At 52.8% G+C, this 13,937-nt stretch carries 11 protein-coding genes, 15 tRNA genes and 1 rRNA gene; 26 read left to right on the plus strand and 1 reads right to left on the minus strand.

Annotation, left to right across the window (positions count from 1 at the left end; all coding sequences use genetic code 11):
• Positions 1–58 precede the first annotated feature (58 nt).
• The 20 genes from rrf to BLQ59_RS08875 all read left to right on the plus strand — a co-directional run bounded on the left by rrf (position 59) and on the right by BLQ59_RS08875 (position 6,338).
• A 5S ribosomal RNA gene (gene rrf, locus BLQ59_RS08780) occupies positions 59–175 on the plus strand.
• 26 nt (positions 176–201) lie between these two features.
• A tRNA-Asn gene (locus BLQ59_RS08785) sits at positions 202–277 on the plus strand.
• Positions 278–301: 24 nt separating this feature from the next.
• A tRNA-Gln gene (locus tag BLQ59_RS08790) sits at positions 302–378 on the plus strand.
• Positions 379–384: 6 nt separating this feature from the next.
• A tRNA-Lys gene (locus tag BLQ59_RS08795) sits at positions 385–460 on the plus strand.
• Positions 461–468: 8 nt separating this feature from the next.
• Positions 469–543 (plus strand) — tRNA-Glu (locus tag BLQ59_RS08800).
• 6 nt (positions 544–549) lie between these two features.
• Positions 550–625: transfer RNA gene (locus tag BLQ59_RS08805), tRNA-Lys, on the plus strand.
• A 6-nt stretch (positions 626–631) separates the two neighbouring features.
• Positions 632–707: transfer RNA gene (locus BLQ59_RS08810), tRNA-Val, on the plus strand.
• Positions 708–713: 6 nt separating this feature from the next.
• Positions 714–790, plus strand: a tRNA-Asp gene (locus BLQ59_RS08815).
• Positions 791–836: 46 nt separating this feature from the next.
• Positions 837–912, plus strand: a tRNA-Phe gene (locus BLQ59_RS08820).
• Positions 913–921: 9 nt separating this feature from the next.
• Positions 922–997: transfer RNA gene (locus tag BLQ59_RS08825), tRNA-Thr, on the plus strand.
• 14 nt (positions 998–1,011) lie between these two features.
• Positions 1,012–1,085 (plus strand) — tRNA-Gly (locus BLQ59_RS08830).
• A gap of 17 nt (positions 1,086–1,102) precedes the next feature.
• A tRNA-Leu gene (locus BLQ59_RS08835) sits at positions 1,103–1,191 on the plus strand.
• Between the two features lie 23 nt (positions 1,192–1,214).
• Positions 1,215–1,301 (plus strand) — tRNA-Leu (locus BLQ59_RS08840).
• Positions 1,302–1,356: 55 nt separating this feature from the next.
• Positions 1,357–1,442 (plus strand) — tRNA-Leu (locus BLQ59_RS08845).
• A gap of 105 nt (positions 1,443–1,547) precedes the next feature.
• The gene (locus tag BLQ59_RS08850) at positions 1,548–2,909 is read left to right on the plus strand and encodes a uracil-xanthine permease family protein (RefSeq protein WP_074572537.1); all 1,362 of its coding nucleotides are present in this window, start codon (positions 1,548–1,550) and stop codon (positions 2,907–2,909) included.
• An 18-nt stretch (positions 2,910–2,927) separates the two neighbouring features.
• On the plus strand, positions 2,928–3,503 hold the full coding sequence (locus BLQ59_RS08855) for a xanthine phosphoribosyltransferase (RefSeq protein WP_074572539.1): 576 nt from the start codon (positions 2,928–2,930) through the stop codon (positions 3,501–3,503).
• A gap of 92 nt (positions 3,504–3,595) precedes the next feature.
• Positions 3,596–3,682: transfer RNA gene (locus BLQ59_RS08860), tRNA-Leu, on the plus strand.
• 5 nt (positions 3,683–3,687) lie between these two features.
• Positions 3,688–3,773: transfer RNA gene (locus BLQ59_RS08865), tRNA-Leu, on the plus strand.
• A gap of 63 nt (positions 3,774–3,836) precedes the next feature.
• On the plus strand, positions 3,837–5,138 hold the full coding sequence (locus BLQ59_RS08870) for a lipase family protein (protein ID WP_074572541.1): 1,302 nt from the start codon (positions 3,837–3,839) through the stop codon (positions 5,136–5,138).
• Positions 5,139–5,213: 75 nt separating this feature from the next.
• Positions 5,214–6,338 carry a DUF362 domain-containing protein gene (locus BLQ59_RS08875; RefSeq protein WP_074572543.1) on the plus strand — a complete coding sequence of 375 codons (1,125 nt, stop codon included), beginning with the start codon at positions 5,214–5,216 and terminating at the stop codon, positions 6,336–6,338.
• A gap of 62 nt (positions 6,339–6,400) precedes the next feature.
• Here BLQ59_RS08875 and fliD read toward each other — a convergent pair whose 3' ends face one another.
• A complete protein-coding gene (gene fliD, locus BLQ59_RS08880; RefSeq protein WP_074572544.1) occupies positions 6,401–7,363 on the minus strand; it encodes a flagellar filament capping protein FliD in 963 nt (320 codons plus the stop codon).
• A 385-nt stretch (positions 7,364–7,748) separates the two neighbouring features.
• Here fliD and pyk point away from each other — a divergent pair, with 385 nt between their 5' ends.
• The 6 genes from pyk to BLQ59_RS08910 all read left to right on the plus strand — a co-directional run bounded on the left by pyk (position 7,749) and on the right by BLQ59_RS08910 (position 13,937).
• Positions 7,749–9,161, plus strand: a complete 1,413-nt coding sequence (gene pyk / locus BLQ59_RS08885; RefSeq protein ID WP_074572546.1) for a pyruvate kinase — start codon at positions 7,749–7,751, stop codon at positions 9,159–9,161.
• A 163-nt stretch (positions 9,162–9,324) separates the two neighbouring features.
• Positions 9,325–10,086, plus strand: coding sequence for an MBL fold metallo-hydrolase (locus BLQ59_RS08890; protein ID WP_074572548.1), 762 nt, complete (start codon positions 9,325–9,327; stop codon positions 10,084–10,086).
• 18 nt (positions 10,087–10,104) lie between these two features.
• On the plus strand, positions 10,105–11,208 hold the full coding sequence (locus BLQ59_RS08895) for a S1C family serine protease (protein ID WP_074572550.1): 1,104 nt from the start codon (positions 10,105–10,107) through the stop codon (positions 11,206–11,208).
• Positions 11,208–11,687: a 23S rRNA (pseudouridine(1915)-N(3))-methyltransferase RlmH gene (gene rlmH / locus BLQ59_RS08900; RefSeq protein ID WP_074572552.1), complete on the plus strand. Its 480-nt coding sequence runs from the start codon at positions 11,208–11,210 to the stop codon at positions 11,685–11,687. The genes BLQ59_RS08895 and rlmH overlap by 1 nt, the downstream gene beginning before the upstream one ends.
• A gap of 90 nt (positions 11,688–11,777) precedes the next feature.
• Complete coding sequence (locus BLQ59_RS08905; protein ID WP_074572554.1) at positions 11,778–12,761, plus strand: 5-bromo-4-chloroindolyl phosphate hydrolysis family protein; 984 nt, start codon at positions 11,778–11,780, stop codon at positions 12,759–12,761.
• Between the two features lie 15 nt (positions 12,762–12,776).
• Complete coding sequence (locus BLQ59_RS08910; protein WP_074572555.1) at positions 12,777–13,937, plus strand: toxic anion resistance protein; 1,161 nt, start codon at positions 12,777–12,779, stop codon at positions 13,935–13,937.

A 13,937-nucleotide genomic window follows, 5' to 3' on the forward strand; every position in this document is an offset into this window, starting at 1 on the left:
TACGCCGAAAGTACTTGTCTGGAGACGGACTGGGAGGATAGGGCGTTGCTGGTTTGAATCTGGTGACGATAGCCGAGTGGTTCCACCTGTTCCCATACCGAACACAGTAGTTAAGCACTCGTACGCCGAAAGTACTTGTCTGGAGACGGACTGGGAGGATAGGGCGTTGCCAGTTAAGAACTCCTTTTTAGGAGTTATGCTTCCCCGATAGTTCAGCCGGTAGAACGGTGGACTGTTAATCCATATGTCGCAGGTTCGAATCCTGCTCGGGGAGCCAATTATGATATACCTCTGGGGTGATTGGGGTATAGCCAAGTCGGTTAAGGCACGGGACTTTGACTCCCGCATCCGCTGGTTCGAGTCCAGCTACCCCAGCCAGATAATGGTTCACTAGCTCAGTTGGCAGAGCACCTGACTTTTAATCAGGGTGTCCCGGGTTCGAATCCCGGGTGAGCCACCAATAAATATGGCGCGTTGGTCAAGTGGTTAAGACACCGCCCTTTCACGGCGGCTTCATGGGTTCGAATCCCATACGCGTCACCATATCATGACTCACTAGCTCAACTGGCAGAGCAACTGACTCTTAATCAGTAGGTTCACGGTTCGATTCCGTGGTGGGTCACCATTATATGGGCGATTAGCTCAGCTGGGAGAGCGCCTGCCTTACAAGCAGGATGTCAGCAGTTCGATCCTGTTATCGCCCACCATTTTATGGCCCGGTAGTTTAGTTGGTTAGAATGCCGCCCTGTCACGGCGGAGGTCAGGGGTTCAAGTCCCCTTCGGGTCGCCACTTGATATTAACGCCTACGGGCGTTAAATATATATATGTATGATGTGCCTTTGTAGCTCAGTTGGTAGAGCAGGGGACTGAAAATCCCCGTGTCAGTGGTTCGATTCCGCTCGAAGGCACCATTTTTTCAGGCTGGTGTAGCTCAATTGGTAGAGCAGCTGACTTGTAATCAGCAGGTTGGGGGTTCAATTCCTCTCGCCAGCTCCACTACTTGATATTACGCGGGTGTAGCTCAATGGTAGAGCCCCAGCCTTCCAAGCTGGTCACGTGGGTTCGATTCCCATCACCCGCTCCATAAGCAGATTGTTTACTGCCGGGGTGGCGGAACTGGCAGACGCAACGGACTTAAAATCCGTCGGTTGGAAACAACCGTACCGGTTCGATTCCGGTCCTCGGCACCACTTAAAATTACATAGTTTATCATGCGGACGTGGCGGAATCGGCAGACGCGCTAGTTTCAGGTACTAGTGGTGGTGACATCGTGGAGGTTCAAGTCCTCTCGTCCGCACCATTTTTATATTCAGGCCTTTTGGCTGGTGGTGTCCTTTTGAGGGCATATTTTTTTCGCGGTCGTGGCGGAATTGGCAGACGCGCTACTTTGAGGGGGTAGTGTTCACAAGACGTATGGGTTCAAGTCCCATCGACCGCACCATTTTCTTTTTTGAACATACAACTTGTTCTATGATATAGATTTCATGGAACAAGTTTTTTTTATATATTTATATCATTTATCATTTTGCAGGAGTGATGAACACACATGAAAGAAGCGAGTATCGGGAATATCTACCGGCTTGATGGCCGCGTGCCCCTGGAAGCAGCCATTCCTTTTGGCTTGCAGCACGTATTGGCCATGTTTGTAGCCAACCTGACACCCATCGTCATTATTGCTGGAGCGGCAGGTTTTGACAAGGCCATGACGGCCATGCTGGTGCAGAATGCCATGTTTGTGGCAGGGATTGCGACATTGGTGCAGTTATACCCACTGTGGAAGGTGGGGGCGCGCCTGCCAATCGTTATGGGCGTGAGTTTTACCTTCGTGACCGCAATCTGTTTCGTGGCAGCTAATTTTGGCTATGGCGCAGTCGTTGGCGCTGTTCTCGTTGGTGGTATTTTTGAAGGGACACTGGGGCTGCTCGCAAAATACTGGCGGCGGTTTATCTCACCGATTGTTTCGTCGATTGTCGTTACTACGATCGGGTTCTCCCTGTTGGGGATCGGCATCCGTTCCTTTGGTGGCGGTTATAGCGATGGTTATGGTTCCCTGGATAATTTATTTTTGGGGACAGTCACCCTGGTTACCTGTCTGCTCTTTTCTTCGTTTGCCAAAGGGCATTACAAGCAACTGGCTGTATTAGTGGGGCTGGTTGTAGGTTATGTCGTGGCTTTTGGTTTGGGAAAGGTAAATCTGTCCGCCGTGTTTGCGGGCAATATATTTGCCCTGCCTGCGTTTTTACCAGTAGCACCGGAATTTAATTTAGGCGCAATCATTTCCGTGGGAATCATCTTTTTGGTATCGGCGGCGGAAACGATTGGTGATACGACGGCAATGGCTGTGGTAGGTCTCAAGCGGGATATCAAGGAGCGGGAGATTTCTGGCTCGCTGGCCTGTGATGGTTTCTGCAGTTCTGTGGCTGCGCTGTTCGGCTGCTCGCCGATTACGTCGTTCAGCCAGAATGTTGGTCTGATCGCCATGACGAAGGTAGTCAACCGCTTTGCCATCATGACCGGAGCGGTGGCCATGATCATTGCAGGGATGTTCCCGCCAATCGGTGCGTTCTTTGCTTCCCTGCCCGACGCGGTATTAGGTGGCTGCACGATCATGATGTTTGGTTCCATCATGGTCAGCGGTATCCAGATGATGAGCCGTTTGCAGATGACACAACGCAATGTGACGATTGCCGCGCTGTCCTTCTCTCTCGGAATCGGGACAACCACGGCTTCGGAAAATGCCATCTGGCATGTATTCCCGCAGATCGTGCAGGATGTATTCAGCGGCAACTGCGTGGCAGTGGTCTATGTGGTGGCAATCTTGCTGGATACTTTCCTGCCGGCTAATATGGAAGTGGAAAAGAAAGAGGCTGAGGAAGAAGTGCTGGAGCCGGCCATTGACAACCATTGAGAATAGGAGCTTATTATCGTGGAATTATTGAAAGAACGTATCTTAAAAGAAGGTTACTGCCTGTCGGGCAATATCTTGAAAGTGGATTCCTTCATCAATCATCAGATCGATCCGGAATTCACGGTGGAGATGGGCAAGGAATTCGTGCGCCGTTTCGCTGATGTGAAGATTGACAAAGTGCTGACCATTGAGTCCTCGGGGATTGCTATCGGCATGGCCGTGGCCTATGAACTCAAGAAACGACTGGTCTTTGCCCGCAAGAATCCTTCGCTGCTGATGCAGGAGGATATGTATACCTGCCCGATCACTTCCTATACCAAGAAGGAAGCCAAGCTCGTGTATGTGCTCAAGAAATTCTTGCAGGCTGGGGAAAATATCCTGATCATTGACGACTTCATGGCCGATGGCAATGCTGCTCTAGGCCTGGCCAATATCGTCGAGCAGGCTGGTGGCAAGGTCGTGGGTATTGGCATTGCCATTGAAAAATCCTTCCAGCAGGGTGCTCAGCGTGTCCGCGATGCCGGCTACCGGGTGGAATCTCTGGCCCGGATCGCATCTCTGGAAAACGAACAGATAAAATTCGTGGAAGATTGAAGTTTTTTGTAAAAAAACTATTGACAGATGAGCGAATGTAGATTATAATAATTTTCGTTGATTCGGTGATTTCACCGAAAGCAATTGAATAAGCGGACGTGGCGGAATCGGCAGACGCGCTAGTTTCAGGTACTAGTGGTGGTGACATCGTGGAGGTTCAAGTCCTCTCGTCCGCACCATATTCGCGGTCGTGGCGGAATTGGCAGACGCGCTACTTTGAGGGGGTAGTGTTCACAAGACGTATGGGTTCAAGTCCCATCGACCGCACCATTTAGATTTCAGGCCCAGACAGATTGTCTGGGCTTTTCTTGTATAACAGAAGGAGGAATTTCCATGTGGCGCAAGATATTCCTTTTATGTTTCGCCTGGCTGCTTTCCTTATCTCCCGTACAGGCCAGGGAGCTGGACAAGGCCGAGCTTAACTTTGCTACAGCCCTGATTTCCATGTCGACCTACAGTGCAGAACTCAATGTGCTGGCCCGGCATTGGCTGGAGGAGTTGGGCTGGGTGGTGGACTCCCACGAATATGCCACAGCCTTGGCGGCAGGACGCGTGCACATACTGGCCAAGAAATTACCCGATGATGAGCAGGTCTATGTGCTGGCTTTTCCGGGGACGGAACGCAAGCAGGACGCCATTGTCGACCTGCGGGTGAAACGGGTGAATTTTGGGGGGACGAGTCCTGCTGAATTTGCGGAGGTGGCCGGCCTTGAGGACCGGCAGGGAGCCAATCCCTTGGTGCATAAGGGATTTAATGACTATACGCAGGCTGCTTTATTCAGCGAACAATTGCCGGAGTTTGGTAATTTGACGCTCGGAGAGGTCATTGCCCGGGATTTGCGGGAGCATCCTGCCTATCAGGTATATCTGACTGGTCATAGCCTGGGCGGGGCGGCAGCAACGCTGGCAGCGGCCCGGTTGGCGGATATGGGCGTGAGGCCGCAGCAGTTGCAGGTCATCACCTTTGGGGCACCGGCCGTGGGCAATACGGCTTTTGCCAGAGCCTATGAAAAGCGCATGCAGCTGACGCGCATCACCATGGAGGGAGATCCGGTGAAGGCGGCCTTGCAATTGCTGTCCGGCAGTTATGCCCAATTCGGGGAGAAATTGGTCTGGGACAGTCATTTAGGGCGTTTCCCGCATGATATGACGCTCTATCTGGATGAAGCCCTGCGCCATTATCAGGATGCTCATGATGAGTCGGAAAGGCCATTGTTGGTGACAGGGCATTGTCATCAACTGGATGGTCCGCTTTATGTGGCCCCGTTACGCTTCAAGCTGGATGATATGCTCAGCAATGACAGGAGTTATATGGAGCGGGTGGCTCGCGGCATCCTGAAAGGTGCGTATACGCCGATTATCTTTGGCGAAGCTCGGCAGGATGTGTATCAGGCGGCGCGGCAGCAGGGCGCAAAATATGTGCTTTATGAGCGTTTCCGTGGTCAGCGGCTCAAAAAAGAGGATGCCAATTTTCGGCTGACCTTGGAAGAAGAGCTCTACGATATGGAGGGAAATCTCTTGTCCTTCCAGTCATACAGCACGACGGCCAGCACCCTGACGCCGATTGAGGCCGTGGGGTATCTCGTCATGCAGGCGGAAGCAGAGCGGAGTGCCAAATTAAACGTGAAAAAATAGAAATCGGCAGGAATTTTTTTCCTGTGAGCGAATATTTAATATGTGTATGTATTGCCATAAGGCTAGGAGGTTACTATGGAAAAGTCGAAGGTCTATTTTACCAGCTTCCGTACCCAGGTGGGCACGAGCTGGCTGGAGAAGCTGCGCCGTCTGTGCATTGCGGCGGGCATCAAGAATATCGATATGGAAGGCAAGTTCGTCGCCATCAAGATGCATTTTGGTGAGATGGGCAATCTGGCCTTCCTGCGTCCGCAGTATGCCAAAGTTGTGGCCGATATCGTCAAGGAACAGGGAGGCATTCCCTTCCTGACGGATTGTAATACGCTCTATCCCGGCAGCCGCAAGCATGCGCTGGAACATATGGATATTGCGAACCTGCATGGTTTCAATCCCATGACCACGGGCTGTCAGATCATCATCGGCGATGGACTCAAGGGGACGGATGATGTGGAGGTTCCCGTCAAGAACGGCGAATATGTCAAGGCAGCCAAGATTGGCCGCGCCGTGATGGATGCCGATATCGTCATCAGCCTGGCGCATTTCAAGGGGCATGAGATGACGGGCTTTGGCGGCGCCATCAAGAATCTGGGCATGGGCTGCGGCAGCCGTGCCGGCAAGATGGAGCAGCATTCTTCCGGCAAGTGCGTGGTCAATCAGGAGTTGTGCCGCAGCTGCCATAAATGTGCCAAGGAATGCGGTTCGGACGCCATCAGCTTTGATACGGGCAAGGCTTATATCGATCCGGAAAAATGCAAGGGCTGCGGCCGCTGCATCGGTGCCTGCGGTTTCTCTGCCATCCGGAATGAGCAGTGGGATGCTGGTGACCTTTTGGATAAGAAGATGGCGGAATATACGCAGGCCGTGGTGCAGGATCGTCCCTGCTTCCATATCAACCTCGCCATGGACATCTCGCCGAACTGTGACTGTCATGGAGAAAACGATGCGCCCATCCTGCCAGATATCGGCATGTTTGCCTCCTTCGATCCCGTGGCCATCGATCAGGCTAGCGCAGATGCCTGCCAAAAGGCAACGCCGATTCGTGACAGCCAGTTAGGGGATAATCTGGCACAGGCGGATTGGCATCATCATCATGATGTCTTTATGGACAACAACCCCAATGTGCATTGGAAAGAAACGCTGGAACATGCCGAAAAGATTGGCATGGGTACCCGCGAATATGAACTGGTGACTTTGAAATAAAGGGAAAATAAAAGGGCATTGCCGTGGGTGGCAATGCCCTTTTGGCGCCGCAGGCAATTCACTCAGAACAAGGAGCTGAAGAGATTGCCAATCATGCCGTACTGAACAGAGGCGCTCAGTACCCGTGGGTTGGTGTAAGCCGAGGCGGTCTTGATGGAGTCGCCGAACATGCTCTGCAGGGAGGGGAACAGTTTTTCGCTTTGGCTTCCCGCCTCGTTGAGATGCTGTTCAGCCTTGCCCGCAAGTCCGTTGCTGCCGAGAGCGTTCTTGACGCGGTCGCCGTTTTCCGTAAGGGCTTGGGCGAGTTTGTCTTCATCGACAGTCATCTTTCCCGTCTTGCTGTCCACCGAGATACCGAGCTGCTTATAGGTGTCAGCCCGGTAAGTGGTGTCGGCGAACGACTTATGGAGCGATTCCATTCTCTTCCCCACACTGCTGTAATCGCTGGTGAGGTCTAAGGCATCGTTGTAGTCGGAGACGAGCTGCTTGACATTGCTGATGGCGTTTTTGAGGCCATCGCTATAGGTCTTCTGGCCGTCCTCGGCTTCTTTGATGTCGTCCGCACTGAATTCGTAGCTCATGTTCTTCACGGCCTTGGCCGATTTTTCTAGATCGCCCATATAGGCCTTGAACTGGGTGTCGAAGGTGGACTTGGCTTCGTTGTAGGAATTCACAAGTCCGGCCGCGCTGGATGAAACACCGGAAATGGCGTTCAGGCTGGCGAGGCTTGAGGCACTGGAGTACGAATTGGTGTAACCGGACCAAAGGCTGCTGATGGAGTCCTGGGAAGCATTGGTCTTCTTGTTGCCTTGGGCATAACTGAAAGAATCCACCAGCGTACTGAGCGAGCTGATATTGGAAGCCGCGGCGGCATAGCTCTTGCTCTGGGCAGAGCTGGTACTCTTGTCACTGCTTTCCTCAGCCTTGCTGGCTGCCTTTTGGGCAGACGTCGTTTGCTGGGTATCTCCCTGGGCCATCTTGTACATCGTGTACGTATCCTTGGTCATTGCCGAAATGGTAGACATGGTACATCCTCCTTTCCCACTGAATCTGGAAAGTGCGATACTTTCCTTATTGTTATATCGGCGAAAATGGGCGGAGACATAAGCACTTTTTGTACTGGGAACAATTTCAATCAATAGGGATAATTGCCCGGAGAATGGAGGAATAAAAGCAATGAATTTCAAGCAATGAGCCGCTTTTCAGAAAATAATTTTTTCCAGCGTTTTTCGCCGAAAATGTTTTACTTATGGGGACAAAGAGTGTAGAATAGTAACTGATGGGGAGTTTTCCCCGCATGAATTAGGCCGTAGACAGGACGCCATACAGCGACTCCGGAAGGGGAATTTTCCCCAGGAGGTGTCCGTCTAAAATATAATATGTAGTAAAAGAATAGGTGGGGTTTACAACATGTTAAAAAAGACGAAAATCGTTTGCACGCAGGGTCCGTCCACAGAGAAACCGGGCGTAATCGATGCACTGATTGCCAATGGCATGAACTGCGCACGCTTCAACTTCTCCCATGGTGACCACGAAGAACATCTTGGCCGTATCAATATGGTTCGTGAAGCAGCCAAGAAAGCTGGCAAGGTTATCTCTTTAATCCTCGATACCAAAGGTCCGGAAATGCGTCTGGGCGAGTTCAAAGATGGCAAGGTTATGCTCGAGAAAGGCAACCAGTTCACTTTGACTTATGACGATGTACCGGGTGACGAAACTCATGTTTCCGTAAACCACAAAGGTCTCTATACGGAAGTTAAGCCGGGCGACACCCTGCTTCTCTCCGATGGCCTCGTAGCTCTCAAAGTAGACGAAATCAAAGGCAAGGATATCGTTACGACGATCCAGAACAGCGGTAAGATGAGCACCCGCAAGCGCGTAGCTGCTCCGGGCGTATCCCTGGGCCTGCCTCCCATCTCTGAGCAGGATGCTAAGGACATCATCTTCGGCTGCGAACAGGATATGGACTTCGTAGCTGCTTCCTTCATCCAGCGTCCGGATGACGTACTGGCTATCCGCAAGCTCATCGAGGAGCACAATGGCCATATGGAAATCATTCCGAAGATCGAAAACCTCGAAGGTGTCAAGAACTTCGATGCTATCCTCGAAGTTTCCGACGGCATCATGGTTGCCCGTGGTGACCTGGGCGTAGAAGTTCCGGCTGAAGACGTTCCTCTGATCCAGAAGGAAATCATCCGCAAGTGCAACGCTGCTGGCAAGCCGGTTATCGTTGCTACGCAGATGCTCGACTCCATGGAACGCAACCCGCGTCCGACGCGTGCTGAAGTTTCCGACGTCGGCAACGCTATCCTCGATGGTACGGATGCCATCATGCTGTCCGGTGAAACGGCTTCCGGTGACTACCCGGTAGAAGCTGTTTCCACGATGAACCGCATCGCACAGCGCATGGAAAGCTCCCTCGAATACAAGGAGCTCTTCGTAGAACGTGGCTTCCAGCACATGGAATCCCGTACGCGCGCTATCGCTCATGCTACGGTTCAGATGGCTTACGAGCTCGATGCTCCGGCTATCATCACGCCGACCGAATCCGGTTACACGACGAAAGTTGTTTCCAAGTACCGTCCGAAAGCTGCTATCGTAGCTTATACGCCGAGTGAAAAAGCTCTGCGTCAGCTGAACCTGCGTTGGGGTGTATATCCGGTCCTCGGTTCCAAGTGGAACGATGTGGATGAGATGATCAGCAACGCTACGGCTGCTGCTGTCAAGGAAGGTCTCGTAGAACGTGGCGACCTCACCATCATCACTTCCGGTGTGAAGGCTGGCAAGGGCAACTCCAGCTCCGTACGCGTGTACAACATCTAATAGAAGCAAGCATAACGTTGATAAGAAACTCTCTGAGATATTCATCTCAGAGAGTTTCTTTATTGTTTTTATATGGAAAATAGCAGGTAAAGGCGTTATAATGAAAAGGTCTTGTTTTTACAGATAATTTACAGAGTCAAGTGTTAAGATAGGAGTCGTGGGGATGCAGGTTAGGATTTTGGCTAGTGGCAGCAAGGGCAATGCCGTCTTTGTGGAAATGGATGGCGTTCGGCTGCTGCTTGACGCTGGCATCAGTGCCACGAAAATAAAAAAAGGATTGCAGGGGATTGGTGTCGAACCTTCCTCTTTGGATGGTGTCCTCATCACCCATGAGCATCGCGACCATGTAGCGGGACTGGTAACGCTTTCCAAGTGGTATCACCTGCCCATCTTTACCCGTCCGGGCACGATTGAACACATGAAGGACAGGGCCGCAATTCCCGCGGAATGTTTCTGTCCTGTTGGCGAGCAGTTTTCCGTGGGAGGGCTGGCCGTAGAAAGCTTCAATATTTCCCATGATGCCGCTGAGCCGGTGGGTTATCGGCTGAAGGGTCGCAGGAATGTGACGCTGGCGACGGACTTAGGCTTTGTAACGTCCAGCGTGCAGGCCGCGTTGGAAGGTGCAGATGTGCTGATCCTGGAAGCCAATCATGATCCCGAGGTCCTGAGACAGGGCGCATATCCTTGGCATCTGAAACGGCGCATCCTGTCTAACCGTGGACATCTGGCCAATAGTGATGCGGCTTGGGCTTTACTGCGAATGCAAAAGCGTCCGGAAAAGGTCTTCCTGGCGCATCTATCTGAGGAAAATAACCGCCCGGAGCTTGCGGAGGATACCGTGCAGCGTATCTTGGCACAGCAGGGCGTGAATATCGATTTAACCGTAGCCAGCCAGACTGAAATGGTCAGCTGGTACTTGAATTAAATTTTTGGAGGGATTTTCATGAATAAGAAGAAAACTTCACTGATGGTTGCCGCAATGCTGGCTTTGTCAGCGGTATCGTTCTCCGGTTGCTCCGCGGGGACGGCGGCGGATAACTCGGCCAGTGTCAGTGAGTCGACGCAGAGCGCTCAGGCCCCCCGCAGCGATGTGAAATTATCCGATGCGCGGAACACACCGGCTGTGCGGGCGGCCAAGATGGTAGGCCCGGCTGTGGTCGGTATCACCAACAAGGCCGTGGCCCGTGACTGGTTCAACAATCCTGTGGAGACGCAGGGCGTGGGTTCTGGCGTGATCTTCAAGGAAGACGGCTATATCGTGACCAATAATCATGTGGTCAGCGGCGCCAAAGAAATCATCGTCTCCCTGCCCGATGGCCGCAGCCTCAAGGGCAAGCTGATCGGTGCCGATGAGCTGACGGACCTGGCAGTAGTCAAAGTTGAGGCCAAGGACCTGCCAACGGCGAAATTCGGGGATTCGGACCAGATCGTGGTCGGGGAACCGGCGATTGCCATTGGCAACCCCATGGGGCTTGAATTCCAGGGCAGCGTCACGAGCGGCGTGGTCAGTGCGGTCAACCGTACCTTGGATATCAGCGACAAGCTCGTGAAGCTGATTCAGACCGATGCAGCCATCAATCCGGGTAATTCTGGCGGCGCACTCGTGAATGCCGACGGCGAAGTCATCGGTATCAACAGCGCTAAGCTCGCTGCCAGCGGCGTAGAGGGCATGGGTTTTGCCATTCCCACCAACACCGTACAGAACATCATCGATGAAATCATGAGCAAGGGCTACGTGGCTCGTCCGTATCTGGGTGTGTCGGTATTTGATCCCCAGACGGCTGGTCGTTATGGGTATCAGCTCAATATCGACAAGGGCGTCTATATCTTCCAGCTGACACTTAATGGCCCGTGCGGCAAAGCCGGCCTCCAGCGCGGCGATATCATCCTCAAGGTCAACGATGAGGAAGTCAACAGCGTGACGGATCTGCGGGCAAAAGTGGCCAGCCATAAGGTCGGCGATACAGTGAAAATAACCTTTGACCGCAATGGTGCCAGCCGCAATGTGGATGTAGTCCTCGAAGAAATGCCACAGGATAACCGCTGATGAAGATCACGATTGTCTGTGCAGGCAAGATCAAGGAGAAGTATCTCTCTGCGGGCATCGCGGAATTCATGAAGCGCCTGAAGCCCTTCGCGCAGGTGGAGATCCGGGAGGTCCACGAGGAGAAGATGCCAGATAATCCCTCGGCGGCAGAGAAAGAACAGGTGCTGACCAAAGAAGGGGAAAAACTCCTGAAACTCGTGCCCGAGGGCAGCTATCTCTTTGTGTTGGATGTCTTCGGCAAGGAGAAGTCCTCCGAGGAACTGGCAGCCAGCATCGATAAGCTGGGGCTTTCAGGGCGCAGCAACATCACCTTCCTGATTGGCGGGGCCTTTGGCCTGTCGCCCGAGGTGCGCAAGTCCGCCGATGAACTCCTGAGCTTCTCGCGGATGACCTTCACCCATCAGATGGTAAGGCTGTTGCTAGTAGAACAAATATACCGCGCATTCAAGATCAACCGTGGGGAAAAATATCATTGGTAATAATGCCGGGTGGCTGGTTTGCAAAATAGTGTAAACCAGCCACCCTTGTGGTATAATGGAAACATAAATTTGCGGCAAGGGGAGAGGGAGATGCGGAATATATGCGGCCTGTTGGCCTTGATTTTTGGAATTGGCGGGATATATTGCCTGACGAATGACTATGATGCGGCGGGCCTGTTGATGCTGGTGGGCATGGGAGCCGGTCTTTACCGGGGGCAGCTGCCGCAGAAGGTCGTGCGCAAGCTGGATGTCAGCCAGTTGGCCGAAGCACAGGTTGATTCGGCGCTGGAGGATTGGGAGAAGGCCCGGCTGGATTATGACCGGGTGGAGGCCGCCAGGCGGAAAATCCGGGACAGCCAATTGAGCCAGCAGCTGGGACTGATGCAGCAGGAAGCTGCCAGGCTGCTGAATTATGTGGAAAAGCATCCGGAGCGCATCGCAGCGGCTAACCGCTTTATCCATTATTATCAGGACCGGGCGGCCGGCCTTTGCGAACAGTATATGGAGCTCGAGGATACGAAGCTTGAAACCAGCCAGGTCCGCCAGGTGAAAGCCCAGCTCAAGGAAACGCTGGTCAGCTTTGATGAGGCCTATAGTGCGGAGTTTACCAAGATCATCAACAATCAGCTGCTGGATATGGAAGCGGAACTCACGGTGATGAAACAGTCGTTGGAGGCGGAAGGTATCAGCAATACCCGGCAGGAAATGAATGGAGAGCCGGTGGAACTCAATGCGCATAGCGGTCCGCCAGCCACTGGCATCGGCCGGAAGAAACGTCCCCGCCGTGGGGCTGTTACCAAAGTAGGTCAGCACAGTTTGGAAACTGTGCAGGAGAGGCTGCCTGTGCCGGATGATCTGCGCGCGTCTGTACTGATGCAGAAGGCGATCATGAGCGGTTTGGCTATTGCCTTGGGAACTTTGGGGGCGCATAAATTCTATCAGGGCAAAACCAAGTGGGGAGTTGCCTATATTGTCCTATGCTGGACGCTGATTCCCACGTTTGTGTCTATCGTAGAGGGTATTCGGTATTTCTTTATGCCGGTAGATGATTTCTATGAACAATACTATCGCTAAGCGGGAGGACTGACCATGGAAGTAAAATTAGAAGATTTGATGAAGGCGAAGACCAATATTGCAAGTAGCGATGTGACGCCGGATAACCTGCCGTCCGCAGAAGTGATAACGGCGCAGGTAGAACAGGCGGTGAATGCCCTGAGTCCGGAGGAACGGGCACAGGTGGAGAAGATAAAGGACGAGCTGGACCTGACCGATTCCACGGCCATTTTGCGCTTTGGCGCACCGGCCCAGCAGAAGATTGCCGAGTTCTCTGACAGCGTATTGTCCCAGGTGCGTACGAAGGATAGCGGTCCTGTGGGTGAGCTGCTGGGAAGCCTCGTCAAGCAGGTGCGGGATTTTGAACCGGAGGAGAACAAGAGCTTCCTGACCAAGATCCCGCTGGTGGGCAGTCTCGTAAAGAAGGGGGAGGATATCAAGTTAGGCTATGATAAACTCTCCACACAGGTGGAACGCATCCAGGGGAATCTGGAGCAGGCCAAGCTCAAGATGATGAAGGATGTGGCGCTGTTCGATAAGCTCTATGCGGAGAATCTCAGCTATTTCAAGCAATTGCAGCTCTATATCCAGGCCGGTGAGGAAAAGCTTACGGAAATGCGGGAAGTTACCTTGCCGAAACTTCGGCAGCAGGCCGCTGAATCCGGCGATCCCATGGCCGTACAGGTGGTATCGGACTTTGAGGCCAGTGTCAACCGCTTTGAGAAGAAAGTCCATGACCTCAAGATCAGCAAGACGATTGCCATCCAGTCGGCGCCGCAGATCCGTCTGATCCAGAACAATGACAAGGCGCTGATCGACCGGGTGCAGACGGCTATCTACAGCACGATTCCCCTTTGGAAGAATCAGCTGGTCATTGCCTTAGGTTTGCAGGCTCAGCAGGATGTCCTGCGCATGCAGCAGGCGGTCAGCAATACTACCAATGAGCTGCTGCGCCGCAATGCGGAACTTTTGCAGCAGAACAGCATTGAGACTGCACAGGAAAATGAGCGCAGCATCGTGGATATCGAGACGGTGCGGGAAGTCAATGAACGGCTGATCAATACCATCGAGGAGACCATCAAGATCCAGCAGAATGGCCGGGCCAAACGGCAGGCCGCGGAAGCGGAACTGGTACAGATCGAAGGTAAACTCAAGGAAACCCTGCTGAAGAGCAGCGGCAGGCAGGAGGCTCATTAA

The organism is Pseudoselenomonas ruminantium (genome assembly GCF_900104055.1).
Taxonomy (GTDB): Bacteria; Bacillota; Negativicutes; order Selenomonadales; family Selenomonadaceae; genus Selenomonas_A; species Selenomonas_A ruminantium_C.